Source organism: Streptomyces sp. Mut1, from assembly GCF_030719295.1.
Taxonomy (GTDB): domain Bacteria; phylum Actinomycetota; class Actinomycetes; order Streptomycetales; family Streptomycetaceae; genus Streptomyces; species Streptomyces castrisilvae.
Window position 1 is genome coordinate 2,010,044 of record NZ_CP120997.1, and the last position, 25,698, is coordinate 2,035,741.

Consider the following 25,698-nt stretch of genomic DNA (forward strand, 5'->3'; position numbering starts at 1 on the left):
GAGCAGCACAGCGGCACCACGACCACCGCACCCCCCTGGCGGCACAGCGGCGCCGAAGTTACCGACAAGTCGTCGGCAAGGAGTTGACTTAGGTATGCCTAAGTAGGAAGATCGAGCCATCGGCAGGCGCTGCGGCGGGCAACCGCGGCGGGCCGATATTTCCGTCTCTTTCTGGACTTCCCGTCCCCTCGGCCCCGGAGGCCCGCCTTGGACGCAACCGTCACCGCCACGCCCTTCTCGACGCTGATCCGCACCGCGTCGCACGAGCAGCACACCGAGGCGGAGACCTCGACCTTCATGAGCGATCTGCTCGGCGGGCGCCTCGGGGTGGACGCGTACACGCGGTACACCGAGCAGCTGTGGTTCGTGTACCGCGCCCTGGAGGAGGGCGCCCAGGCACTGGCTTCCGACCCGGTCGCCGGGCCCTTCATACAGCCCGAGCTGATGCGCACCACCGAGCTGGAGCGCGACCTCGCGCATCTGCGGGGTGCCGACTGGCGCGAGGGTCTGGAGCCGCTCGGGGCCACCGCCGCCTACGCCGCACGGGTCGCCGAGTGCGCCCGTACCTGGCCCGCCGGATACATCGCGCACCACTACACGCGGTACCTGGGCGACCTGTCGGGCGGTCAGATCATCCGCGACAAGGCGGAGAAGACCTGGGGCTTCGCGCGCAAGGGCGACGGGGTGCGGTTCTACGTCTTCGAGGAGATCGCCAACCCCGCGTCCTTCAAGCGGGGTTACCGTGAGCTGCTGGACGCGGTGAACGCCGACGACCTGGAGAAGCGGCGGATCGTGGACGAGTGCAAGCGCGCCTTCGCGCTGAACACGGCCGTGTTCCGGGAGCTGGGCGAGGTGTTCCGGGCCGCCTGACGGGCGACCGACAGCCGTGGGCCGGACAGGCCCTAACCGTGGTGGGTCAGGACGACCCTGCCGCCGATCTCCACCGAGCCGTCCGGCGCGGGCGCGGTGAGGATCTGGGAGCCGCGGCCCTGTGTGATGTTGAGTGCGCGACCCAGTCGGGCGCTCAGCAACAGGGCCGCGGCTCCCGTCGCTTCGTCCTCCGCGATGCCCCCGGTGCGGGCACCGGCTCCACCGGAGCGGCCGGCGCCGCGCTCATCGAACCCGCGCGGGAACGCCCGCGCCCGGACCCGGCCCGCCGCCTCGTCCTCCCAGGCCCATGCGTAGAGCCGGCCCTCGCCGGGCGGCGGAGCCGGGAGCGCGTCGACCTCGGCGGCCGACGCGTACCGCTGGAGCGTGCGCGGCGGCGCCCACTCGGGGCGGGCGGTGATCCAGCTGAACTCGCCGTCCTGGCGGGCGAACACATCGCCCACCTCCAGCTCCAGGATCTCCAGGTCGAGCAGCCAGGCGGCGCCGACCACGGGATGTCCGGCGAACGGCAGCCGCAGGCCCGGGGTGTAGATGTCGAGCCGCCCGCGCTCGGGGTCGTCCACGAACACGGTCTCGCTGAAGCCGAGCCGGCGGGCGAGTTCCTGGCGGGCCGGCCGGTCCGGGTGGCGGCGCCCGTCGCGTACGACCCCGAGGGCGTTGCCGTGCTGGCCGTCGGGGCCGCAGAACACGCGCAGGACATCGATGCCGGCGGGTACGTCGTAGTCGTTCACGTGCGCATTCAAGCACCGCCCGGGTACCGGGCCCCACGAGAGGGCCGGTACCCGGGCGGTGGTGTCACCAGGTGCCGGGTTGTCAGGCGGTACGGCGGCGGCGGGCGACGGCGACCGCGCCCGCGCCGGCCGCGACGACCAGGCCCGAGGCGGCGAACAGCGCGCCGGCCGGGATGTCGGAGCCGGTGGAGGCCAGGGCGCCCGAGCCGCCGATCGTGCCGGCCCCGCCGACGCTGCCCGAACCGCCGACGCTGCCGGAGCCGCCCGTGGACGAGCCGCCCGTGCCACCACCGGTGGACGAGCCGCCCGTGGTGGAGCCGGACGGGAGGGTGGCGTCCTTGTCGAGGGAGACCGCGACGGTCAGGGCGTCGAGTTCCGCGCCCGCGTCGTACATCGAGCCGAACGCCTTGGTGGCGCCGTCGGCGGTGAGGGTGGCCGGAACACCGGACAGGGTCACCACACCGTCCTTGGCGGCGAGCTTGCCGGCGGGCAGCTTCAGGTCGGCGATGGCCAGCGCGGTGTAGCTGGACACCTTCTTCGTCTCCCGGTCCTTGGAGGAGACGTCGGCGACGAGCTGGGCCTTGGTGCCGTCCGACCGGATCGCCAGGTTGGTCAGCGACAGGTCGAGGGTGTAGGCGCCGTCCTCCTTGTGGCCGAGGAAACGGACCTTGCCGTCGAACTCGGCCTTCAGGGTCTGCCCGGCGGCGTCGAAGCTGCCGGTGGCGTCGGAGAAGCGGTAGCCGTCGGCGGTCGCGCTCGCGCCGTCCGTCGTCTCGACCTTGCCGCCGGCGATGGGGCCCGTGACGTACGAGCGGAAGGACGCCTTGACGCCCCAGTCCAGGGTGCCGTCGACGATCGGGCCGGACTCGGCGGCCGGCTTGTCGGTGGCGGTCGCCGTGGCGGTCGGGCTGGGCTTCGTCGTCGGCTGCGTGGGCTCGGTGGTGGGCTTCTCGGTGGGGGTGGCCTCGTCCGTCGGCTTCTCGGTCGGGGTGGCCGTGTCTGTGGGCTTCTCGGTGGGGGTGGGCTCGTCCGTGGGCTTCTCGGTCGGGGTGGCGGCGGCCGTCACCGTGAGCGTGGCCGGGTCGAGCGCTTCCCCTTCCTTGTACTGGCCGTTGAAGGCCTCGGAGCCGGCCTTCGTCAGCTTGGCGGGGATGTCCTTGAAGACCATCGCGCCGCCCGCGCCCTGGCCGGGCTTCACGGCCGAGAGGTCGAGGTCGGCGACGGCCACGTCGTTCTGCGTGCCCTCCGCGGTCGCGACGTCGGCGGTGATCGCGCCGCTCGTGCCGGCGGTGGAGACCTTGACGTCCGAGAGCGTGATGTCCAGGACGCCGCCGTGGGCGAAGAAGTTGACCCCGCCGTCGAAGGCGGTGTCGGTGCCGTGCGTGGTGATGTCGTACGTGCCCTTGCCGTTGACGAAGGTGAAGACACCGTTGCCGTCGGCCTGGGTGGCGCCGTCCTTCACGGTGATCTTGCCGGCGCCGCCGATGTACTTGCGGAAGGACTCCTTGAAGCCCCAGTCCAGCGTGCCGTCCTTCAGCTCGATCGTCGGCGCGGCGGCGGTGGCGTTCGGCGCGGAACGGTCGGCGGCGAGGGCCGGAAGGGCCAGCGAGGCGCCGAGTGCGGCGGCGGTGGCGACGGCTGCGGCGAGGGTTATGGGGCGGCGGGTGGCTGCCATGATCGGGGGTCTCCTCAGGGATGAACAGGTCGACGGGGATGGTGGGGACGGGGTGGTGCGGGGGGTCAGGAAGAGGCGTCCGGCTTCGCCCGGTTGCGGCGTACGAGCAGCAGCGCGGCGGCCGCCGCGGCAAGCACTCCGGCGCCGCCGACGGCCAGGTAGAGACCGGTCCGGGAGTCGTCGTCCGCCTCGGCCGCGGTGGGGACCGCGGCGGCCTTCGTCACCGGGCTCTTCGACGGTTCCGGCGTGGCGGTGGCGTCGCTGCCCAGGTCGGGCAGGGCGGGCAGCTCCGCCTTCGCGTCGGTGGCCACGGCGAGCGAGACCGGGTCCATGGCGGTGCCCGCCTTGTAGAGGGAGCCGAACACCTTGGCGCCGTCGGCGGTCAGCGTGGCGGGAGCCTCGGTGAGGACCGCGAGGCCGTCCTTCGGCGCGAAGTCCTTGGCGGTGAAGGTGACGAGCGGCACCGCCTTCGTGGCCGCGCCGTCGCTCAGCACGTCGGCGCGCAGCGTGCCCTTGCCCGCCTTCACGCCCACCGCGAACCCGGACAGTTTCAGATCGAGGCCGTCGGCGGCGGTGAAGCGGACGCTGCCCGCGAAGGTGGCCGCCAGGGTCTGCTTCTCGGGGTCGTACGTGCCCTTCCCCTTCGGGAAGCGGAAGAGCGCGCCGCCGTCCTGGGCGCCGTCGGCGAGGGTCCACTCGCCCTGGCCGATCGAGCCGGTCACGTACTCGCGGAAGGTGCGGCGCACGCCCCAGTCGACGGCACCGTCCTCGAAGGGACCGGCCGCGGTCTTCTTCTTCTTCTTCTGCTCGGTGCTCTTGCCGGGCGTGGCCGAGGACTTCGAGGGGCTGGGCTTCGCGGCCGGGCCTGTGGTGTCCACGGAGAGGCTGACCGGGTCCAGCGGTGTGCCGGCCGTGTAGTAGCCGGCGAAGGACTTGGCGCCCTGTGAGGTGAGCGTGGCCGGGATGTTGTTGAGGGCGATGGGGGTGGAACCGCCCCGCATGTCGATCCCGGACAGGTTGAGCGTGGCCATCGGGACCTGGGCGGCGGAGGTGACGCGTCCGCTCCCCCGCTCCTTGCTGACCATGTCCGCGTACAGGGTGCCGCTGCCGCCCTGGATGCGGACGGTGGGACGGCTGATGGTGAGGTCGAGTTCGTAGGATCCGCCGGACTTCTTGTGCCCCACGAAGCGGACTCCGCCCGAGAAGCCGGCCCGGAACGCGCCGTTCGCCGGATCGTAGGAGCCGGTCGCGGAGTGGAAGCGGAACTGGCTGCCGCCGACCGTGGCGGCACCGCCGGTCAGCCCCCAACTCCCCTGGGCGATCGGGCCCGTGACATAGCTCTGGAACGAGGACTTGATGCCCCAGTCCAGCCGTCCGCCCTGCACCGTACGGCTCGCCGCTTGCGCGGCGGTCGCCGGGAGCAGAGCGCCCAGCAGGACCGCGAGAAGCGCCACGGCGAGAGCGCGGGCAGGTCTGAACGGTGGCATGGGGCCCCTCCGAAGTCTGGAAACACAGGTAAGGCTAACCTAAGGTATGTACATCCCGTGCCGGTACCCCCTTCCGTCACATTCTTCCCAGATCGCCACCAACTGCTCGCCGTAGTACGAGCCGCACAACGACAGGACGGTGCCCCGTGCGCTTCTCGCAGGACTTCGCCCCGCCGGGCCGCAGCGCCCGGCGAACCGGGCGCGGGCGCACCGGCGTCCTGACCACCGCCCTCGCCCTGGCCTCGGTCCTGCTCCTGTCCGGCTGCGGCGGTACGGAGCCGCCCTCGGCGAAGACCTCCGGCGCGGGGGCCTCGTCGGCGGCGGACGCCGACCGGATAGAGCCGCTGACCGGCACGCCCGCCCCGAAGCTGCCCGTGACCGTCACCTCGGCGGACGGAAAGCGGACCACCATCACCTCCGCGGACCGGATCGTGCCGCTGACCGGCAGCCTGAGCGAGATCGTGTTCACGCTGGGGCTCGGCAAGCAGGTCGTGGCCCGCGACATCACCGCCACCTTCGAACAGGCCGAGAAGCTCCCCGTGGTGACCCGGGCCCACGACGTGTCGGCCGAGAGCGTCCTGTCGCTGAAGCCCACCGTGGTCCTCGCGGACACCACGACCGGCCCCGCCGAGGCGATCGGCCAGATCCGCGACGCCGGGATTCCGCTCGTGGTGGTCGAGCCCGCCAAGGAACTCGCCGATGTGGGCCGCCGGATCGAGACCGTGGCCGGGGCGCTCGGCGTGCCGCAGGCCGGGGCCACGCTGAAGCAGCGCACCGAGGACCGCATCGACGCCGTGCGCGAGTCCGTGCCCGCACCGGCCGGCGGGGCCGGGAAGCCGCGCGTCGCCTTCCTCTATCTGCGCGGCTCCGCCTCCGTCTACCTGCTGGGCGGCCGCGATTCCGGGGCCGGTTCGCTGCTGGAGGCCGCGGGCGCGGTCGACGCGGGCAAGGAGTCCGGGCTGAAGAAGGACTTCACCGCCATCACCAGCGAGGCGCTGGCCAAGGCCGCGCCCGACGCGATCCTCGTCATGACCAAGGGCCTCGAATCGGTCGGCGGCGTCGACGGCCTGGTGAAGATCCCGGGCGTCGCCGAGACCCCGGCCGGGATGGACCGGCGGATCGTCTCCGTCGACGACGGGGTCCTGCTGAACTACGGCCCGCGCACCGACCGCGTCCTGAGTGAACTGGTCGCCCAGCTCTACCCGGAGAGCGGTGCGGGCAAGTGACGACCTCCTACGAAGCACCCGCCAAGACAGCCGGGCCCGAGGCTCCAGCGGCCCTGCCCCGGGCCCGGCGCTCCACCGCCGTCACCCTCACCGCCGGGCTGCTCGCGGCGCTGATTTTGGGCTGCCTGCTGTCCGCCGGGCTCGGCGCGTACAGCATTCCGCTCGGTGACGTCCTCGCCTCCGTCCAGCACCGGATGGGGCTCGGCGGGCACGCCCTGGACCGGGTCGGCGAGAGCGTCCTGTGGAACGTACGGCTGCCGAGGGTCGTCCTCGCGCTGCTGGTCGGCGCCTCGCTCGGCTGCGCGGGCGCCCTGATGCAGGGCGTGTTCGGCAATCCGCTCGCCGAGCCGGGCGTCATCGGGATCTCCGCGGGCGCCGCGGTCGGCGCGGTCGCCTCGATCGCGCTCGGACTGACCTTCTTCGGCAACTGGACCATCACCGTCTGCGCGTTCGCCGCCGGTCTGCTGACCGTGCTCCTCGTCTACACGCTGTCGCGGTCGGGCGGCCGGACCGAGGTGGTGACACTGATCCTCACCGGGATCGCCGTCAACGCCTTCGCGGGCGCCCTCATCGGCCTGTTCGTCTTCTTCGCCGACAACGCGCAGATCACCCAGATCACCTTCTGGCAGCTCGGCTCGCTGGCCCAGGCCACCTGGCCCAAGGTGCTGGCCGTCCTGCCGTGCGCGGCGCTGGGGCTCGTCGTCGCCCCCTTCTACGCGCGCAAGCTGGACCTGCTCGCGCTCGGGGAGCGGCCCGCCCGGCATCTCGGCGTCGATGTGGAGCGGCTGCGCCTCGTGCTGGTGCTCGTCGTGGCGCTGCTGACGGCGGCGGCGGTCGCGGTCGCCGGGATCATCTCGTTCGTCGGGCTCCTGGTGCCGCACCTGCTGCGCATGGCGAACGGTCCGGGGCACCGCTTCCTCGTCCCCGGCAGCGCGCTCGGCGGCGCGCTCGTGCTGGTCGCGGGCGACCTCGCGGCCCGTACCGTCGCCGACCCGGCGGAGCTGCCGCTCGGTGTGCTGACCGCGCTCTTCGGCAGCCCGTTCTTCTTCTGGCTGCTGCGCAGGACCCGTCGCAAGCAAGGTGGTTGGGCATGAAGTCGCTGCGGAACCTCTTCCCCACGAACAGCCGGCAGCTGCCCGTACGTGTACCGGCCGGCGCCCCGGTCGCCGAGGTGAGCGGGCTGCGGGTGCGGCTCGGCGGGCGGCAGGTGCTGGACTCCATCGACCTGACCGCGCACGCGGGCGAGGTCCTGGCCCTCGTCGGCCCGAACGGGGCCGGGAAGTCCACCCTGCTGGCCGCGCTCGCCGCCGACCTGCCGGCCGAGAGCGGTGCCGTACGCATCGACGGACGGCCGGTCACCGACTGGGCCGCCCCCGAACTGGCCCTGCGCCGGGCCGTTCTGCCGCAGTCCGCGGCCCTCGCGTTCCCGTTCCCGGTGGAGGACGTCGTACGGATGGGGCGCGCGCCCTGGGCGGGTACGGACCGGGCGGACGAGGACGATCCGGCGGTCGCCGCCGCGATGGCGGCCACCGAGGTCACCGAGTTCGCCGCGCGCCCCTTCTCCGCGCTGTCCGGCGGTGAGCGGGCCCGGGTCGCGCTGGCCAGGGTGCTGGCGCAGCGGGCCCCGCTGCTGTTGCTGGACGAGCCGACGGCCGCGCTGGACCTGCGCCACCAGGAGTTGGTGCTGCGGATCTGCCGGGAGCGGGCCGCCGCCGGGGACGCGGTCGTCGTCGTCCTGCACGACCTGGGGCTCGCCGCCGCCTACGCGGACCGGGCGGCCGTGCTGCACGAGGGGAGGATCGCGGTGGCGGGCCCGCCGGCCGAGGTGTTCTCCGGCGAACTGCTCGGCAGGGTCTACCGGCAGCCGGTCGAGGTGTTCCCGCACCCGCGGACGGGCGTGCCGCTCGTCGTACCGGACCGGACCGCCTGACCTCGGCACCGCCCAATCCGGTCCCGGCCCTCGCGGTGTTCGTCTCCCCGGTAGGGTTCGGACGGTCAGTGGCGACGGATCAGAAGGCGCGGAAAGCAACGGATGAGAAGTCTGAAGCCGGCACGGCCGGTGACGGGACTCGCGGTGGCGACGGTGCTGAGCCTGGCGGCGAGCGGGTGCGTGACCGTGCACGGCGAGGAGGCAGTCGTGCCGGCCGCGACGAAGTCCGAGGCCGCGCGGGTCCTGAAGGAGTTCACCGCCGCGTACAACGCCGCCGACAAGGCGTACGATCCGGCGCTCGACGCCGACCTGGTGACGGGCTCCCTCGGCGCCATCAACCAGGCGGGGCTCAAGGCCCGTCACACGATCGAGCCGACCGGCAACGCCCGGCACCAGCCGCTGGAGCTGACGGACGCCGAGTTCGTCATCCCGAAGAAGGCGGGCTGGCCGCGCTGGTTCCTCGCCGACACGGACTCCAACCGTGACCGGGACACGGGCGACCAGGACACCCGCTGGCTGCTGGCCTTCGTCAAGTCCGGCCCCGACGCGGGCTGGAAGGCCGCCTATCTGGCGGTCGTCGCCCCGGACCGGATACCCGTCCTCCCGAAGGACGCCGAGGGCCTCGCCGAGCCGGTCGCGGTGGACAGCGCGGACCTGGCGGTGGCCCCGCGGGACCTGGGCACGCAGTACACGCGGTACCTGCAGAAGGGCACGCCCGATGTGTTCGCGCCCGGCACCGCGACGTCCCAGTGGCGCGACGCCCGGCTGAACACCAAGCGGGCCGGCTTCTCCTACCAGTACGTCGACCAGCCGCTGGACAACGGCACGTTCGCGCCTCTCGCGCTGGCGACCGGGAACGGCGGCGCGCTGGTCTTCTTCAGCAGCAAGCACTACGAACGGCAGACCGCGGCGAAGGGGCTGCGGCCGACGGTGGACCCCGATGTGGAGGCGCTGCTCACCGGTGAGGTGAAGAGCACCCTGACCAAGGAGCGGATCTCCAGCCAGCTGGTGTACGTCCCCGGGAAGGGCGCCGCGGAGCTCAAGGTGACCGTGCTGAACCGGCTGCCCGGCCTGACGGCGGCGAAGGGCTCGTAGCGGGGCGCCGGAGGACCCGGGCCCCGCCCGGTCACCGGCGCAGCGGCCAGGCCACCGCGTCGTGATCGACCTCACTCTGCTCGGCGGAGCCCACGAACCGCGCGCAGGCGTCCGTCAGCGTCTCCAGGAGCGTCAGCGGGTCGGGCAGCGGGTGCTCGGGGCCCCGCAGCCAGGCGACGTCCAGCTCGCCGGGGAGCTGGGCCGGCGGCAGCAGGACGTAGCTGCCCCGGCAGTGCCAGCGCAGGCCCGGGTGCTCGTCCATCGTCTCGGGGTGGCAGTCCAGCTCGCACGGCCACCACTCGTCCTCGTCCTCCGGCGTGCCGCGCGTCGCCGTGAAGAACAGCATCCGGTCGTCGCCGGAGCGGGCGACCGGGCCGACCTCGATCCCGGCTTCGAGCAGCCGCTCCAGCGCCTGGGCGCCGGCGGACAGCGGGACGTCGAGCACGTCGTGGATCATGCCGGTCGCGGTGATGAAGTTCGCCTGCGGCTGGCTGCGCGCCCAGCGCTCGATCTGGGCGCGGTCGGTGGTGGACTGCGTCTGCCAGGCGAAGGAGATGGGGTGGCGGGCGGGGGTGGGACAGCCGATGCGTTCGCACGAACATCGGTAGCCGACCGGGTGGGCGGCGGGCGCGATCGGCATTCCGGCTTCGGCGACAGCCAGGAGCAGCGCCTCCCGTGCGGTGTCGTCGACCTCGCGCTGCTGCGGTTTGGGTCGTCGCCGCAGCCACTGGGAAAACTTGCTCTCTGAGCCGCGATTACGGCCGAAATCGGCGCCCATCTATCCCCTTGCCTTTGCGTTGCCCCTGCCCATGGTCCCACCATCCTGCGCCTCGGGTGGCCAGAGTCCGGAAGCGGGGTGGGACGGCCGGTGCCGCAGGGTGGGCGCTATCACACGCTTTGTCACGAAAGAGCGCGTGTGTCCCCGGCCCGGAACCGGGCGGGGGGCGCACGTGGCGCGGCGTGTCCGCCCGAACCACCCGATCGGACCACTGCGCCCGGGGGCCCGCAGGCCGCACCATGGGCTCACGCACACACCCGTGCGACGCACCGGCCGCAGCGGCCACAGCCGCAGCGACGATTTCGTGAGGAGCCTTCCTTGCCTCGTGAAGCCACACCCCGGCACTATCTGATGTGTGCCCCTTCCCACTTCAGGGTGACGTATTCCATCAATCCCTGGATGGATCCCACCAAGCCCGTCGACCTGCCGCTGGCGCAGACCCAGTGGGAGGACCTGCGCGACCGCTACCGTGCGCTCGGTCACACGGTGGATCTGCTGGAGCCCCGGCCCGACCTGCCCGACATGGTCTTCGCGGCGAACGGGGCCACGGTGATCGACGGCCGGGTGCTCGGCGCCCGCTTCGCCTACCGGGAACGGTTCGAGGAGGCCGCCGCCCACCGCGACTGGTTCCGTGACCGCGGCTTCGCCGAGATCCACGAGCCGGACCACGTCAACGAGGGCGAGGGCGATTTCGCGGTGACCGCCTCGTACGTCCTGGCCGGGCGCGGTTTCCGGTCGAGTCCGCTCTCGCACGCGGAGGCGCAGGAGTTCTTCGGCCGTCCGGTGATCGGCCTCGATCTGGTCGACCCGCGCTACTACCACCTCGATACGGCCCTGAGCGTGCTGGACGACGCGGCCGACGAGGTCATGTACTACCCGCCGGCCTTCTCACCGGGCAGCCGCGCGGTGCTGGCCCGGCTCTTCCCGGACGCGCTGATCGCCGAGGAGCCGGACGCCGCGGCGCTCGGTCTGAACGCGGTGAGCGACGGGCGCCATGTGCTGCTGCCGCAGGCCGCGACGGGCCTGTTCGACCCGTTGCGGGCGCGCGGTTTCGAGCCGGTGCCGATGGACCTGAGCGAGCTGCTGAAGGGCGGCGGCAGCGTGAAGTGCTGCACGCAGGAGCTGCGCGGCTAACCGGCCTGCGGGGGCGGCCAGGCGTCGCCCCAGTCGGTGTCCCGGGCGGCGCGGTACAGCTCGCCGTGCCGCTTGGTGACCGTGGCCCGCTCCAGGCCGTCGTCGCGGGTGCACAGCTCCAGGAGCACCTGGCCCTTGCGGATCTGCGGCCGGCGGGTGACCCGGGCGGTCACGGGCCGGGGCGCGAAGCGGGTGGCGACGACGTAGCTGAACTTCTCGTCCTCGTACGGCAGCGTGCCGCCCTTGACCTTGCGGTGCAGGGAGGAGCGGCTGACCCGGGCCGAGAAGTGGCACCAGTCGGTGCCCGGCTCGATGGGGCAGGCGCCGCTGTGCGGGCAGGGCGCGGCGACGGTGAGCCCTGCGGCGGTCAGCCGGTCGCGGGCGTCGATGATCCGGGCGTAGCCGTCGGGGGTGCCGGCCTCGACGACCACGACGGCCCGCGCGGCGGCCGCGGCGGCGTCGATGAGCGCGGTGCGTGCCGGGCCGGTCAGCTCGTTGAGCACGTAGGAGACCGTGACCAGGTCGGCGGGGGCGAGGTCCAGGTCCTCGCCGATGCGGGCGCGCCGCCACTCGGCGGTGCGCAGGGCCGGCAGGCCGGAGGCTGCGGCCAGTTCGCGGCCGAGGGCGAGGGCGGGTTCGGCCCAGTCCAGGACCGTGGTGCGGTGACCCTCCCACGCCCCGGCGACGGCCCAGCTCGCGGCCCCGGTTCCGCCGCCGACGTCGGTGTGCGTAGCGGGCGCCCAGTCGGGGGCGGCCGCGCGCAGGGCGCCGAGGGCGGCCCGTACGGCTTCGAAGGTGGCGGGCATCCGGTACGCGGCGTACGCGGCCACGTCCGAGCGGTCGCGGAGCACCGGGGTGTCGGTGGGAATCGTGCCCCGGTAGTGGGCGATGAGCCGGTCGACGGCCTGGCCCGCCTGCTTGGGCGGCAGCCCGTCCAGGAGTCCGGACAGGGCGGCGCGCAGGGCTTCCGCGGTGGGGAGGGTGGCGTTCACCGAGGAATTGTAGGCGGGGTGGGGGGCTCTCAGATCGCGGAGGTGCGCTGCCGGGGAGATACCCCCTGGGGACGGCACAGGCCGAGGAAGCAGGCGAGGGCGCCGACCGCGCAGACCAGTTGGACGACGGCCATGGGCACCGCGGTCGCCTCGCCGGCGATCCCGACGAGCGGGGAGGCGATGGCGCCGATCAAAAACTGCGAGGTGCCGAGCAGCGCGGAGGCCGATCCGGCGGCGTGCTTGGTCCGCATCAGTGCCTGGGCGTTGGTGTTGGGCATCGCCAGGCCCATGGCCGACATCAGGACGAACAGTCCGGCGGCCACCGGCACGAGACCGACGTGGCCGAAGGCCCCGGACGTCATCAGGAGCAGGGCGACCGCGGCGGCCACGATGGCGACGAGCCCGCAGGTGAGGGCCTTGTCGAGGCTGACCCGGCCGACGAGCAGCTTGCCGTTGATCTGGCCGACCGCGATCAGTCCGATGGAGTTGATGCCGAACAGCAGGCTGAAGGTCTGCGGGGAGGCGCCGTAGATCTCCTGGATGACGAAGGGCGAGGCGCTCACGTAGGCGAAGAGGGCGGCGAAGGCGAGGCTGCCCGCGATCATGTAGCCGGTGAAGACGCGGTCGGCGAGCAGCCCGCGCATCGTGCGCAGCGCGTCGCCGACGCCTCCGGTGTGGCGCTCGGCGGGCGGCAGGGTCTCGTCGAGCCACTTCCAGACGACGAAGGTGAGCAGGACGCCGACCACGGTGAGGACGGCGAAGATGCCGCGCCAGTCGGTGAGCCGCAGGACCTGTCCGCCGATGACCGGTGCGATGACGGGGGCGACGCCGGAGATCAGCATCAGGGTCGAGAAGAACCGCGCCATCGCGACGCCGTCGTACATGTCGCGCACCACGGCGCGGGCGATGACGATGCCGGCCGCGCCCGCGAGGCCCTGGATCAGGCGGAAGGCGATGAGGAGCCCGGCGGACGGGGCGAAGACGCAGATCGCGGTGGCGAGGACGTAGACGGCCATGCCGAGGAGCAGCGGGCGGCGCCTGCCCCAGCGGTCACTCATCGGTCCGACGATGACCTGGCCGAGCGCCATGCCGGTGAGGCAGGCGGTGAGGGTGAGCTGGACCGTGGAGGCGGGTGCGTGCAGCGAGTCGGTGACGGCGGGGAGCGCCGGGAGGTACATGTCCATGGACAGCGGCGGGAGCGCCGTCAGTCCGCCGAGGACCAGGGTGACGAGGAGGCCGGTGCGCCGGGCGGCCGCGGTGACGGCCCGGGGCTGTGCCGTGCCGGTGCCGGTGGTGCTGTCGGGGGTGGGGTCGGTGGTGCGTATGTGCTGGGCCCGGCTGACGCCGCTCTCCGGCATTCTCATCTCCATAGTTGTTGAATCCGGCTCTATGCTCTCAGCTCAGCGGGAGTGGTCGACACCTTTTGGAGCGTGCATGAGCAGGACTGTCCGTTGGGGCGTGCTGGCGACAGGCGGGATCGCGGCGACGTTCACCGCTGATCTGAAGGCCATGCCCGACGCGGAGGTGGTGGCCGTGGCCTCCCGTACGGACGCCTCGGCGCGGGCCTTCGCCGAGCGGTTCGGGATACCGAGGGCGTACGGCGACTGGGCCGGTCTGGTCGCGGACGACGAGGTCGACGTGGTGTACGTGGCCACGCCGCACTCCGCGCACCGGGAGGCCGCCGCGCTCGCGCTGGAGGCCGGGAAGCACGTGCTGTGCGAGAAGGCGTTCACGCTGAACGAGCGCGAGGCCCGGGAGCTGGTGAAGCTCGCCCGGGACCGCGGGGTCTTCCTGATGGAAGCGATGTGGACGTACTGCAACCCGGTCGTGCGGCGGCTGACCGAGCTGGTGCGGGACGGGGCGATCGGCGAGATCCGTACCGTGCAGGCCGACTTCGGCTTCGCGGGCGACCTGGGTCCCGATCACCGGCTGCGCGATCCGCGGCTGGGCGGCGGCGCGCTGCTGGACCTGGGCGTGTATCCGGTGTCGTTCGCACATCTGCTGCTGGGCGAGCCGGACCGGGTGCAGGCGGACGCGCTGCTGTCGCCGGAGGGCGTGGACCTGAACACCGGGATGCTGCTGGGCTGGGACTCGGGCGCCACGGCGCTGCTGTCCTGCTCGATCGTCGGGCACCACCCGACCGCCGCCACGGTGATCGGCACGGGCGGGCGGATCGACATCCCGCACAGCTTCTTCCACCCGCAGGGCTTCGTGCTGCACCGGGCGGGCGCCGAGCCCGAGGAGATCACCTCGGGTCCGGGCCCGCAGGGCCTCTCGGGAATGCAGTACGAGGCGGCCGAGGTGATGCGCGCGGTCCGGGCGGGCGAGACGGAGTCCCCGCTGGTGCCGCTGGAGGGTTCGCTCGCGGTGATGCGGACGCTCGACGCGGTGCGTGACCGCGTCGGCGTCCGCTACCCGGTGGACGCGTAGGCGTCAGGCCGGCTTCAGGCCCGGGTCACCGGCCTCGGTGACGTAGGAGCCGGCGGTGGTGACGGGGGCGCCCGGCGTGGTGACGGCGGAGACCGTACGGAAGTCGGCGCGCGCCCGGCGCTCCTGGAGGGTGACGACGGCGTAGCCGCGGCGCCCGTTGTAGAACTTCAGGTGCGGGTTGGCCCGCGTGAGGTTGTTGTAGTTGGACGGCTTCTCGGAGCCGTCCTTGCCGCTGGTGATGGACGTGGTGACGATCTCGGTGCCGACGGTGCGCGACGCCGGGTCGTCGAAGTCCTGCTTGAGGTCGAAGGCGTAGCTCACGTGCACGTCGCCGGTGAGGACCATGAGGTTGTCCACGCCGGCGCTCCGCGCGCCCTTCAGAATGCGGTCGCGGGAGGCCGGGTAGCCGTCCCAGGAGTCCATGGACAGCTTGAAGGCGTCGGTCGGCAGGTCGCGCCGCTGGGCGAAGGTGACCTGCTGCGGCACGACGTTCCAGGTGGCGTGCGAGCGGCGCCAGCCGTCGATGAGCCAGCGCTCCTGGGTGGCACCGGTCAGGGTGCGCTTCGGGTCCTCGGACTCGGGTCCGGGGGTCTGCCAGCCGTCGCCGTACGCCTGGTCGCTGCGGTACTGGCGGGTGTCGAGGACGTCGAACTGGGCGAGCCGGCCGAAGTTCAGGCGGCGGTAGAGCCGCATGTCGGGGCCGGTCGGCCGCTGGGGCGCGCGCAGCGGCTGGTTCTCCCAGTACGCGCGGTACGCGGCGGCCCGGCGGATCAGGAACTCCTCGGGCGGTACGTCGTTCTCGGGGATGTCGCCGGCGTAGTTGTTCTCGGTCTCGTGGTCGTCCCAGGTGACGACGAAGGGGTGCGCGGCGTGGGCGGCGCGCAGGTCGGGGTCGGACTTGTAGAGGGCGTACCGCAGCCGGTAGTCCTCCAGCGTCTCCGTCTCCCGGTTGAAGAGGGCGGGCAGGGTGCGGTCGGTGTAGTCGCGGGCGCCGCCGGTCGCGGTGACGGCGTACTCGTAGAGGTAGTCGCCGAGGTGGAAGACGACGTCGACGTCCTCCTGCGCGAGGTGCTTGTACGCGGTGAAGTAGCCGTCGTGGTAGGCCTGGCAGGAGACGGCGGCCAGGCTCAGTTCGCGTTTGCGGGCACCGGCCGGGGGCGCGGTGCGGGTCCGGCCGGCGGGGCTGGTCCACCGTCCGGCGCGGAAGCGGTAGTAGAGGACGCGGTCCGGGGCCAGGCCCCCCACCTCGACGTGCACGCTGTGGTGGAACTCCGGGTGGGCGTAGGCGGTGCCGCGCCGGACGACACGGGTGAAGCGCTCGTCGTGGGCCAGCTCCCAGCGGACCTCGACGCGGGCGTTCGGCAGCCCGCTGTCGGGTTCGAACGGGCGGGGCGCGAGCCGCGTCCACAGGAGGACGGAGCCGGGCAGCGGGTCGCCCGACGCGACGCCGAGGGTGAACGGGTCCTCGCCGATCTGCCGGGCCTCCATCTCGCGGGCGCTCGCCGTCCCGGCGGCGGGCAGGCCGACCGAGAAGGCGAGCGCGGCGGCGGCTCCGGTGACGGTGAGAAAGCGGCGGCGGTCGGTGTGCCGGGCGGCGTCGCGCAGCTCCTGCTGTGGCGATGAGTGCGTCATCTGTCCTCCCCTGACTGGTGATGTGAGGGAAGTCCACCGGGCCGGCGCATCCTGCGGCTGTCGTGCCCGCGTCGCGCGGGCGTCGCCTGGATGAGGAGTGCGGCAGGATGGTGCCCCCGGGGGCAAACTCCGCGTACGCGGCCAAAGCCATGATCATCGAGCGGGCCCGCGAGGGGCCGTGAATCGCCGGACCGGTCTGCGGAATCACCCCTGGGGGACGGGAATCGGCGGCGGCGCGCGAGGGCGCGCGGCCGCTGCGCGTACGCTGCGGCCGCATGGACAACAGACTGTTGAACGCGCCGAACGCCCCGACGAGGACGGCTCTGGTCACGGGCGCCGGCTCCGGGATCGGCCGTGCGGTGGCGCTCGCCCTGGCCGGTGCCGGCTGGGCGGTCGCGCTGGCGGGCCGGCGCCCGGACCCGCTCGCCGGGACCGCCGCGCTGGCCGGCGAGCAGGCCCGGGTGATCACCGTCCCCGCCGACGTGACCCGCCCGGAGGACGTGGACGCGCTGTTCTCCTCCGTGCGGGAGTGCTTCGGCCGCCTCGACCTGCTCTTCAACAACGCGGGCACCTTCGGGCCGGGTTCGGTGCCGGTGGAGGACCTGGCGTACGAGGACTGGCGCGGCGTCGTCGATGTGAACCTGACGGGCGCCTTCCTGTGCGCCCAGGCGGCGTACCGGCAGATGAAGGAGCAGGACCCGCAGGGCGGCCGGATCATCAACAACGGCTCCATCTCGGCGCACACGCCCCGCCCGCACTCGGTGGCGTACACCGCGACCAAGCACGCGATCACCGGTCTGACGAAGTCGCTGTCGCTGGACGGGCGCCCGCACCGGATCGCCTGCGGCCAGATCGACATCGGCAACGCGGCGACCGACATGACCGAACGGATGCGGACCGGCACCCTCCAGGCCAACGGCGAACTGGCGGTGGAGCCGGTGATGGCCGCCGACGACGTGGCCCGCACGGTCCTCCACATGGCGGACCTGCCGCTGGAGGCCAACGTCCAGTTCGCCACGGTCATGGCGACGGCCATGCCGTATGTGGGGCGCGGTTGAGGCGAATCGTGCGATAACCCCGCCGGCGGGTGCGTACGCCCTTTATGCTCACGGTCCTTCACCGGAACACCACACAAGGAACACAGCATGCGCATACGCACCGCGGCGCCCCTCGCTCTGGTCGCCACGACCGCACTCGCCGGTTCGCTGCTCCTCGCGGCCCCGGCCTCGGCCGCGAAGCACCGGGGCGGGGTGCACCTCGGCAAGATCCAGTACGACAGCCCCGGCAAGGACACCCGGTCCAACGCCTCGCTGAAGGCGGAGTGGGTCGAGATACACAACAACACCAGGTCGAAGTTCCAGCTCAAGGGCTACAAGCTCAAGGACAACACCGGCTACACGTACACCTTCGGCAGCTACAACATCAGCCCCGGCAAGACCGTCAGGGTGCACACCGGCAGGGGCACGGCCGCCCCCGGCCACCTGTACTGGAACCGCGGCTCCTACGTCTGGAACAACACCGGCGACAAGGCGCGGCTGATCAAGCCGAGCGGCGCGCTGTTGGACTCCTGTTCCTGGACGAAGTCCGGCAACGGCGTCAAGAACTGCCACTGAGGGCCGCCCCGGGTCCGCACCGCCGGCGGGCGGGCCCGGGAACGCCGCACAACCACGGGCCCGGGAATGCCGCCGCCGGGCCCGTGGTTGTGCGGCGCATGAGCGATCCTTCCGCCACCGGGCTCCCCGAAGTGCTGCGCTACACCGCGTTCTCCGCCGATCCGGAGGGCGGCAATCCGGCCGGGGTCGTGCTCGACGCCGCCGGCCTGGACGACGCGGCCATGCTCGGCGTGGCGGCGGGGCTCGGCTACAGCGAGTCGGCGTTCCTGACCGGGCGGGCCGAGGCGGCGGGGCCCGGTGCGCGGGGGTATGTGATCCGCTACTTCAGCCCGAAGGCCGAGGTGCCGTTCTGCGGCCACGCCACCGTCGCGACCGCTCTGGCCCTCGCCGAGCGGGACGGTCCGGGCGAGCTGGAGTTCACCACCCGCGCGGGGAGCGTGCCGGTCACCGTGGTCCGTGCGGGCGGCGCGCTGACGGCCACACTGACCAGCGTGGAACCGCACATCGAGGACGTCGGTGCGGCCGACCTGGCGGAAGCGCTGGCGGCCCTGGACTGGCCGGCCGCCGGCCTCGACCCGGCCCTGCCGCCCCGGATCGCCTACGCGGGCGCACGCCACCTCGTGCTGGCCGCCGGAACGCGGGAGCGGCTGGCCGCGCTGGACTACGACTTCGCGCGCCTGGAAGCGTTCATGCACCGGCTGGACCTGACCACGCTCCAACTGGTGTGGCGTGCCTCCCCCACCGTGTTCCACGTCCGCGACCCGTTCCCGGTCGGCGGTGTGGTGGAGGACCCGGCGACGGGCGCGGCTGCGGCCGCCTTCGGCGCGTACCTGCGCGCGCTGTCCCTCGTACCGGAGACCGCCGAACTGACCCTGCGCCAGGGCGAGGACATGGGCCGCCCCGGCACGCTCACGGTGACGCTGCGGGCGGGCGACGCACGGGTGCGGGTGAGCGGCACGGGCACCCGCCTGCCGGAGCCGGCCTGATCCGGGGCCCGGCCTGGGGCGGCCCTTATTGTGGTGGGAGTGACCGGCCGTCATCCCTGTGACAGGAGTGCCCCATGTCGATTCGCCGCGTGGTTCCCAACATCCCGGTCGGTGCGGGCGACGGCACCGAGGCCGGCGCGGCGGCGATGCGGGACAACGCCGCGTTCTACGGCCTGCTGGGCTTCGAGGAGGTCATGAACCAGGGCTGGATCATGACCCTGGCGTCGCCCACCCGGCCCACGGCCCAGATCAGCGTCATGACCGCCGACCGGACGGGGCCGGTCACCCCGGACCTCAGCGTCGAGGTCGAGGACGTGGACGCGGTGCACGCCTCGCTGACCGGTGCCGGCGCGGAGATCGTGTACGGCCCGCACGACGAGGAGTGGGGCGTGCGCCGCTTCTTCGTACGCGACCCGAACGGGCGCGTGATCAATGTGCTGACGCACCGCTGAGCCCCGGGCGCCCGTTCCCCCGCCCGCGCGCACCGGCGCGCGAGCCGGAGGCTCGGGTGTCCGCATGCGCTGCTCTCGGCGTTTCGGCCAACCCGGCCCCGTACCGGACCCCGTGCGGGGCACGGGTGGATGTATCCCGCACGCCCGTGCGGCCCGGCGCGGAGGGGATCGCAGGCCGACCGAAACACAGGTGTTCGAGTTCCGGGCGTGGTCGTTAAGCCGTGTGACCCAGCGGCGACCGACCACGGAGGGGGCCACCTTGACCTCGGCCAGCACGCCCGAACAGCTGAGTGCGGAACCAGCGGGCACGGAGAAGGAAGCACCACCGGACAGCGGTAGCGGAAGCCCGGCGCGGGAGGAGGAGTTCCTGTACCGGGACGAGTCCCGGCTCCGGGCCGGTGCGCAGCTGACGAGCGGCACGATGGCGCGGCGGCTGCCCGCGCTGGTGCTCCGGTCGCTCAGGATGGCCTGGCGGGTGGACCGGGCGGCGACGGCGGGCCTGCTGGCCTGCCAGGTGGGCACCGGGGTGCTCGCCGCGCTGGAACTGCTCGCGGTCACGAGCACCATCAACGCGCTGATCGCCTCCGGCGACATCACGGACCGGCTGTGGGAGGCCGCCCCGCAGCTGGCGGTCATCGCGGCGGCCGCCGGACTGCGCGCCCTGCTGGGCATCGTGGTGACGTGGCTGACGGGCAGGCTGCGCCCGGTCCTGGCCCGTGCGGCGGAGCTGACGATGATCGAGGCCGCGCTCGGCGCCGAGCTCGCGGCGAACAACATGCCCGGCTACAACGACTTCTACGACATCGCGGACCGGGGCGCCCAGGTCACCCCCGACCTGGTGGCCGAGTCCCAGGACGTGCTGGCCGCCACCGCCACACTCGCCGCCGGGGCGGCCGTGCTCGCGGTCCTGCACCCGGCGCTCCTGCCGCTGCTCCTGGTGGCGTGCCTGCCGCAGGCCGCCGCGTACGTACGGGCGGCCCGTGTCCTGTACCTGGCGAACCTGGAGACGTCGGGGCGCCGGCGGATGCTGTCCAAGCTGCGCTGGCACATGGCCTACACGGAGTCCAGCGAGGAGATGCGGGCCTGCCTGGCCGGCCCGTTCCTCGTCGGGCGGTACCGCCGCCTCGCCGCGTCCGTGAACGCCGCCGAGCGCAGGGCCGCCGACACGGGCGCGTGGATGGGGCTGGCCGGCGCCGCCGTGGGCGGGGTCGCGTCGGCCACCGTATGGGCGGCCCTGCTGTACCTCCTGGCCACCGGCCGCATGGACCTCGCGGCGGGCGGGGGCGCCGTCTTCGCGCTCCAGACCGCCACCACGTCCGTGCGCGGCATCATCAACGGCGGGGCGCGGCTGGTGCGCACCGGCTGGTACGTCCAGGACTGGCAGCGGTTCCTCGACAACGCCCACGGCCAGGCGATGGCGGACTCCCGGGGCACCAGGACCCTGCCGGCCGCGCCGGAGCGGTTCGAGGCCCGCGACCTCACCTACCGGTACGACGGCGCGCCCGCCGACAGCCTCGCCGGGGTCTCCCTGCATGTGAAGCGCGGCGAGATCGTGGCCCTGGTCGGGGAGAACGGCTCGGGCAAGACCACCCTGTCCCGCCTGCTGTGCGGGCTGCTGCTGCCGACCGAGGGCGCGGTGGCCTGGGGCCACACCACGACCGCCGAGCTCGACCCGTGGGAGGCGTGGCGCCATGTGGCGCTGGTCCCGCAGAAGTACACGTATCTGCCGCTGACGATGCGCGACAACATCACCTTCGGCCAGGGCGACACCGGCGACGCGGCCGTGCTCGCCGCCTGCGAGGCGTCCGGGGCGATCGACATGCTGCCCGCGCTGCGCTCCGGCCTCGACACCCTGCTGACGGCGGAGTGGTTCGGCGGCCAGCAGCTGTCCGGCGGGCAGTGGCAGCGCACGGTCCTGACCCGGGCCTTCCACCGGCAGGCCTCCCTGCTGGTGATGGACGAGCCCACGGCGGCCCTGGACGCCCGCGCCGAGTACCGCGTCTTCACCGGCCTGCGGGACCTGGCCAAGGACCGGGCCGTCCTGCTGATCACCCACCGCCTCACCAACGTCAGCGTCGCCGACCGGATCGTGGTCCTGGACCGGGGCCGCATCGTGCAGGAGGGGACGTATGAGCAACTGACCCGGGAGCCGGGCCTGTTCAGAACGCTGTGGGAACTCCAGCAGCGCACGGGCCAGGACCCGGGCACCCCCTGACCGGCCGACCGCCGCCCCGCACCCTCCGCCCCACGACAACGAAACGAGAGGCCCCCGTGCCACAGCCACCCCTCACCCGCTCCCGCGTCCACGCCGTGGTGACCGCGTACCTGGCCCGCCATCCGGCCGAACGAGACGCTCTCGCCCCGCTGTTGTCCGCGCTGGACGCGGCGGACGATCCGATCGCCCGGACGACGCTGCCGGGGCACATCACGTGCAGCGCGGCCGTCATCGACCGCGCGGGGCGGGTCCTGCACGTGCGGCACAACGCTTCGGGCGGCCTGCTGCTCGCCCCCGGCGGCCATGTCGAACCGGGCGACGCGACCCTGCTCGGGGCCGCGCTGCGGGAGGTGGAGGAGGAGACCGGCATCCCGGCCGCGCGGCTCAGCCACACCGCCGCCTTCCGCGCCGAGCCGGCCGACATCGACGTGCACGAGATCGAGGCGAACCCGGCCAAGGGCGAACCCGCGCACCGGCACTACGACTTCCGGTTCGTCCTCCACCTCGTCCCAAAGACCGTGGAGACCACGGTCCGGGCGGACGAGGTCTCGGCGGTGACCTGGCTGCCGCTCGCCGAGACCACGTGCCCGGCCCTGCGCGCCAAGCTCCTCGCCGCACCCCTGGGCGCGGCGCCGGAGCCGCTGAGCGCCTCCGTCCTCATCCGCAACGACCGGGGCGAGTACCTGCTGCATCTGCGCGACCACTACCCGGGCCTGATCTGGGAGCCGGGCGCCTGGTCGGTCACCGGCGGCGGGCGGGAGCGGCAGGACGCCTCTCTGGAGGCGACGGCCCGCCGCGAACTGCGCGAGGAGACCGGCCTCGTGCTTCCCGGCCTGGCGCCGTTCGCGGTGGAGGAGGCCGTGAGCCTGGACGGCACCAGCCACCTCATCCAGGTCTTCGCCGGCCGCTGGAACGGCGACGCCGCCGCCCTCCCCCTGACGGAGGGCGTCATGCTGGCCTGGTTCGACCCGGAGACGATGCCCCGGCTGCGGATGGCGCCCTCGACCCTCGCCCTGATCCAGCGGCACGCGCGGCAGGCCGGCCCCCCGAAGCCGGTGCCGGGGAGCGGCGCGGTTCCGCGCGTCGTCGGCGTGCACCTCTACCTGGAGCGCGAGGGAAAGGTCCTGCTGGGCCTGAGGCACCCGGACAGCGCGTACGCGGGAAACGTCCACCACGCCCTGGCCGGGCACTGCGAGCGGGAGAGCGCCGCCGCCTGTCTGGCGCGCGAGGCGTGGGAGGAGGCGGGCCTCGTCGTCGACCCGGCAGGTGCCGAACTGGTCCATGTGGTGCACCTGGTGGACGCGGCGGGCGGGCCGCCGAGGATTCAGCTCTTCCTCCGCGCGGAGGCCCGGGGCGAGCCCGCCGTGTACGAACCCGACCGGTGCGTGTCCTGGGACTGGTGGCCCGTGGACGCCCTTCCCGACCCGATCGTCCCCTACACCCGGGCCGCGATCGACGGCATCCGCGCCGGGCGCCTGTTCACCGAGATGGGCTGGGAGGCGGCATGACCGGGACCGGCACGGCCCACGGCGTCCCCGCACCGTCCGGGCGGGTGATGCTCCCGCCGGAGGAGTACGCCCGCTCGGTGCCCAAGTCGACCGGCTTCGCCTGCGTGTTCTTCACCGACGAGCACCACCGCCCGGTGCAGCTGCGGGCGACGTACTCCCGGACTCACCCGTGGCAGTTCCCCGGCGGCACGATGGACCACGGCGAACGTCCCTGGGAGACGGCGCGGCGCGAGTGCCTGGAGGAGACGGGCATCGTGGTGCCGGGGCCGCCCCGCCTGCTGGCCTCGGTCTTCGGCCCGCCCGGCACCGACTGGCCGTTCAGCACATCGGGCTGCGTCTTCGACGGCGGCCGGCTCACGGACGAGCAGATCCGCGCCATCGTCCTGGACCCGGACGAGCACGACGCGGTCCGGGCCCTGTCCCTGGCCCAGTGGCACCCCCTGATGCCCCCGCAGGACTTCGCCCGCCTGGAAGCGGTGATGACGGCGCGGCTGACGGGCACGGCCGCGTACTTCGACGCGTGGGGGTGGGGGGACGCGTGACCGGCACGGCGACGAGAGGAGAGGCACGTTGAAGCAGGACCGGACGGAGATCTGGCGCGAGCACTACGCGCAGGGCCGGGGGTTTCGCCCCCTGGGCGTACGGGAACGGGCGCTGCTGGCCGAGCACGCACCGGCGCCCCGGGACGGGCGGCCCGGCCGGGCGCTGGACGTCGGCTGCGGTACGGGTGAACTCGCCGCCGCACTGGCCGGCCTGGGTTACGCCGTCGACGCGGTCGACTTCGCGCCGGAGGCGATCACCCGGGCCCGCGCGGAGCACTCCGGCGTGCTGCCGCAGGTGCGCTTCCGCTGCCTGGACGTCGAGCACGACGAGCTGCCGAACCCGCCGGAGGGCAGCGGCCCCGGATACGACCTGATCACCATGCGGTCGTGCGTCGCCTTCATCCGCGACCGGTCCCGCCTGCTGCACGCTCTGGGCGCGCGGCTGCGCACGGGCGGCGCGCTCGTCGTGATCACCCCGGTCGTGGCCCACACCCCCGAGGCGCGGCGCCACATCGCCCTGGAAGAAGGCGAGTTGGACCTGATCGCGGAGGGTTTCGAGGAGACCGGCAGGTTCGACGCGGAGGGCCTGGCGGTGCTCGTGCTGCGCGGACCCGGAGGCTCGTTCACCGCCGTGGAGAAGCTCCGCCCGGCACCGCAGGCCGTTCTGGGCGCCGCCGCCGTGGTCACCGACGGCGCCGGCCGGGTTCTGCTGGGCCGCTCCACCCGGTCCATGTGGGAGCTGCCGGGTGGCCGCGTGGAGACGGGCGAGTCCGCCCAGGCCGCCGCCGTAAGGGAGTTGGCGGAGGAGACCGGGCTGACGGCACGCGAGGACGCCGCGCACGTCGTCACCGTCCTGCACGACGACCGGTTCGACGTACGCCGCGTCACGCCCGTCGTCCGCGTCACCGGCTGGGCGGGTGAGCTCGGGCTGCCGGAACCGCACAGGTTCTCCCGCTGGGAGTGGCACCCTCCGCACACCCTGGCGTCCCTGGGCCGGATCTTCATGCCGTCCGCCCAGGCGCTGAACGCGGTGTGGCCCGGCGTGCTGCCCGGTCTGCCGCCCGTCCACTCCTACCCCTGCGAGTCCGGGGTCCCGCCCGTGCCCGGTGAGCCCGCCGAGGCCGCACGCCTGCGCGGGCGGATGGCGGACGCGGTGATCCGGAGGGGCTGGGCCCCCTCCCCCGCCGTCCGGGCCGCCCTGCGCGAGGTCCCCCGCCACCGCTTCGTCCCCGAGGCGTCCCTGGAGACGGCCTACGACGACGATCTCGCCGTGGTCACGGTCCGCGAGGCCCCCGGGACCGCGGTCAGCTCGGTATCGGCCCCCTGGCTTCAGGCCGACATGGCCGAACGGCTCCGCTTGGAGCCCGGCGGAGCCGTCCTGGAGGTCGGTTCGGGCGGATACAACGCGGAGCTGCTCGCCCATCTCGTCGGACCGCGCGGCCGGGTGGTGACGGTCGACATCGACCCGTACGTCGTGCGGCGCACCCGGCGGCTGTGCGCGGAGGCCGGCAGCGGCCGGGTCACCGCCGTCCTCGGCGACGGCGCCCTGGGCGCGCCCGCTCACGTACCGGCGGGCGGGTTCGGCGGTGTGATCATCACGCACACCGCCTCGGACATCGCCCCGGCCTGGCGGGAGCAGCTGGCGGAGGGCGGCCGGCTGGTCGTCCCGCTCGACGTGGCCGGCTACACCCGCTCGGTCGCCCTGGTCAGGCGCGGCGACGTGCTGGTGGCGGAGCACTGGACGTACTGCGGTTTCGTACGCGACCGAGGGGGCGCCGCCCGCGCGGTCCCGGCCGCCGTGCTGGCCGGCGGGGCGGTCACGGCGCGTTGGGAGGGCGGCGTCGCGGGTGACGTGCCCGCGCTGGACGATGCCCTGCGCGGCCGGCGCCACGAGCTGGCCACGGGGGTCGTCGTCCCCGGCCGGTACTCGTTCGAGACGTTGCAGCTCTACGCGGCGACCACCCAGCGCGGTTTCTGCCGCCTGAGCGGCGCGAAGGACCCGGCGCTGATCGCCCAGCAGGACGCGGCCGCGATCGTGTCGGGCGGCTCACTCGCGTATCTGACCCACGTCGCGATCCACGACGCCCCGGACCCGGCGGACCGCCTCAGCGAGTTCCGCGTCCACGCCTACGGCCCGGCCGCACCCGGTCTGGCCGAGCGGCTGGCCGGATGCGTCAGGGCCTGGGACCGCCACGTACGCGACCGCGGCTACCCGCCGATGACCGTGCACCCGGCGGACACCCGTGCCGACGCACTGCCGCCGGGCGACGTCTTCGACATGCCGTCCGCCCGGCTGGTCATCCGGTGGCCCGGCCGTACCGCCCGGGTGCCGGGCCCGGCGGCACCGCCCGCCGCAGCGGCGGAGCGGGCATGAGGGGCGGATT

Annotated in this window: 22 protein-coding genes; 15 read left to right on the top strand and 7 right to left on the bottom strand. The window is 73.4% G+C overall.

From position 1 onward, the window contains the following. Positions 1-207 precede the first annotated feature (207 nt). Positions 208-870, top strand: a complete 663-nt coding sequence (locus P8A18_RS08505) for a biliverdin-producing heme oxygenase (RefSeq protein ID WP_306053208.1) — start codon at positions 208-210, stop codon at positions 868-870. A 32-nt stretch (positions 871-902) separates the two neighbouring features. On the opposite strand, the gene P8A18_RS08510 is transcribed toward P8A18_RS08505, so the two are convergent. From P8A18_RS08510 to P8A18_RS08520, 3 genes are all read right to left on the bottom strand, one after another. After that, positions 903-1,619: a PhzF family phenazine biosynthesis protein gene (locus P8A18_RS08510; protein ID WP_306053209.1), complete on the bottom strand. Its 717-nt coding sequence runs from the start codon at positions 1,617-1,619 to the stop codon at positions 903-905. Between the two features lie 82 nt (positions 1,620-1,701). Next, complete coding sequence (locus P8A18_RS08515) at positions 1,702-3,294, bottom strand: HtaA domain-containing protein (protein ID WP_306053211.1); 1,593 nt, start codon at positions 3,292-3,294, stop codon at positions 1,702-1,704. Positions 3,295-3,359: 65 nt separating this feature from the next. Then, positions 3,360-4,781, bottom strand: coding sequence for an HtaA domain-containing protein (locus tag P8A18_RS08520; protein WP_306053212.1), 1,422 nt, complete (start codon positions 4,779-4,781; stop codon positions 3,360-3,362). A gap of 146 nt (positions 4,782-4,927) precedes the next feature. Here P8A18_RS08520 and P8A18_RS08525 point away from each other — a divergent pair, with 146 nt between their 5' ends. From P8A18_RS08525 to P8A18_RS08540, 4 genes are all read left to right on the top strand, one after another. Continuing rightward, positions 4,928-6,007, top strand: coding sequence for a heme/hemin ABC transporter substrate-binding protein (locus P8A18_RS08525; RefSeq protein WP_306053213.1), 1,080 nt, complete (start codon positions 4,928-4,930; stop codon positions 6,005-6,007). After that, positions 6,004-7,101: a FecCD family ABC transporter permease gene (locus P8A18_RS08530; RefSeq protein WP_306053214.1), complete on the top strand. Its 1,098-nt coding sequence runs from the start codon at positions 6,004-6,006 to the stop codon at positions 7,099-7,101. The genes P8A18_RS08525 and P8A18_RS08530 overlap by 4 nt, the downstream gene beginning before the upstream one ends. After that, positions 7,098-7,937 (top strand): heme ABC transporter ATP-binding protein, encoded by an 840-nt coding sequence (locus tag P8A18_RS08535; RefSeq protein ID WP_306053216.1) that lies wholly within the window; start codon positions 7,098-7,100, stop codon positions 7,935-7,937. Before P8A18_RS08530 ends, P8A18_RS08535 begins: the two co-directional genes overlap by 4 nt. 102 nt (positions 7,938-8,039) lie before the next feature. Then, complete coding sequence (locus P8A18_RS08540; RefSeq protein WP_306053218.1) at positions 8,040-9,032, top strand: SCO2278 family lipoprotein; 993 nt, start codon at positions 8,040-8,042, stop codon at positions 9,030-9,032. A gap of 31 nt (positions 9,033-9,063) precedes the next feature. On the opposite strand, the gene P8A18_RS08545 is transcribed toward P8A18_RS08540, so the two are convergent. Further along, complete coding sequence (locus P8A18_RS08545; RefSeq protein WP_306053219.1) at positions 9,064-9,810, bottom strand: bifunctional DNA primase/polymerase; 747 nt, start codon at positions 9,808-9,810, stop codon at positions 9,064-9,066. A 318-nt stretch (positions 9,811-10,128) separates the two neighbouring features. Between P8A18_RS08545 and ddaH the strand changes: the two genes are divergently transcribed. Next, the gene (gene ddaH, locus P8A18_RS08550) at positions 10,129-10,944 is read left to right on the top strand and encodes a dimethylargininase (RefSeq protein ID WP_026250482.1); all 816 of its coding nucleotides are present in this window, start codon (positions 10,129-10,131) and stop codon (positions 10,942-10,944) included. Here the strand turns inward: ddaH and P8A18_RS08555 are convergent. Next, a complete protein-coding gene (locus tag P8A18_RS08555; protein WP_306053220.1) occupies positions 10,941-11,936 on the bottom strand; it encodes a small ribosomal subunit Rsm22 family protein in 996 nt (331 codons plus the stop codon). The genes ddaH and P8A18_RS08555 overlap by 4 nt on opposite strands. A gap of 29 nt (positions 11,937-11,965) precedes the next feature. After that, the gene (locus tag P8A18_RS08560) at positions 11,966-13,294 is read right to left on the bottom strand and encodes a multidrug effflux MFS transporter (protein WP_306053221.1); all 1,329 of its coding nucleotides are present in this window, start codon (positions 13,292-13,294) and stop codon (positions 11,966-11,968) included. Between the two features lie 76 nt (positions 13,295-13,370). Between P8A18_RS08560 and P8A18_RS08565 the strand changes: the two genes are divergently transcribed. Beyond that, on the top strand, positions 13,371-14,366 hold the full coding sequence (locus P8A18_RS08565) for a Gfo/Idh/MocA family protein (RefSeq protein WP_306053222.1): 996 nt from the start codon (positions 13,371-13,373) through the stop codon (positions 14,364-14,366). Positions 14,367-14,369: 3 nt separating this feature from the next. Here P8A18_RS08565 and P8A18_RS08570 read toward each other — a convergent pair whose 3' ends face one another. After that, positions 14,370-15,998 (bottom strand): alkaline phosphatase D family protein, encoded by a 1,629-nt coding sequence (locus tag P8A18_RS08570; protein WP_306053223.1) that lies wholly within the window; start codon positions 15,996-15,998, stop codon positions 14,370-14,372. A 275-nt stretch (positions 15,999-16,273) separates the two neighbouring features. Between P8A18_RS08570 and P8A18_RS08575 the strand changes: the two genes are divergently transcribed. The 8 genes from P8A18_RS08575 to fxlM all read left to right on the top strand — a co-directional run bounded on the left by P8A18_RS08575 (position 16,274) and on the right by fxlM (position 25,688). After that, complete coding sequence (locus tag P8A18_RS08575; RefSeq protein WP_306053224.1) at positions 16,274-17,056, top strand: SDR family oxidoreductase; 783 nt, start codon at positions 16,274-16,276, stop codon at positions 17,054-17,056. A gap of 87 nt (positions 17,057-17,143) precedes the next feature. Continuing rightward, positions 17,144-17,611, top strand: coding sequence for a lamin tail domain-containing protein (locus P8A18_RS08580; RefSeq protein WP_306053225.1), 468 nt, complete (start codon positions 17,144-17,146; stop codon positions 17,609-17,611). A gap of 98 nt (positions 17,612-17,709) precedes the next feature. After that, the gene (locus P8A18_RS08585; RefSeq protein WP_306053226.1) at positions 17,710-18,597 is read left to right on the top strand and encodes a PhzF family protein; all 888 of its coding nucleotides are present in this window, start codon (positions 17,710-17,712) and stop codon (positions 18,595-18,597) included. A gap of 74 nt (positions 18,598-18,671) precedes the next feature. Then, a complete protein-coding gene (locus P8A18_RS08590; protein ID WP_306053227.1) occupies positions 18,672-19,049 on the top strand; it encodes a VOC family protein in 378 nt (125 codons plus the stop codon). A gap of 259 nt (positions 19,050-19,308) precedes the next feature. After that, complete coding sequence (locus P8A18_RS08595) at positions 19,309-21,264, top strand: ATP-binding cassette domain-containing protein (protein WP_306053228.1); 1,956 nt, start codon at positions 19,309-19,311, stop codon at positions 21,262-21,264. 56 nt (positions 21,265-21,320) lie between these two features. Further along, complete coding sequence (locus P8A18_RS08600; RefSeq protein WP_306053229.1) at positions 21,321-22,772, top strand: NUDIX domain-containing protein; 1,452 nt, start codon at positions 21,321-21,323, stop codon at positions 22,770-22,772. After that, positions 22,769-23,314, top strand: a complete 546-nt coding sequence (locus P8A18_RS08605) for an NUDIX domain-containing protein (RefSeq protein ID WP_306053230.1) — start codon at positions 22,769-22,771, stop codon at positions 23,312-23,314. Before P8A18_RS08600 ends, P8A18_RS08605 begins: the two co-directional genes overlap by 4 nt. Before the next feature lie 28 nt (positions 23,315-23,342). Then, positions 23,343-25,688, top strand: coding sequence for a methyltransferase, FxLD system (gene fxlM / locus P8A18_RS08610; protein ID WP_306053231.1), 2,346 nt, complete (start codon positions 23,343-23,345; stop codon positions 25,686-25,688). Positions 25,689-25,698 lie beyond the last annotated feature (10 nt).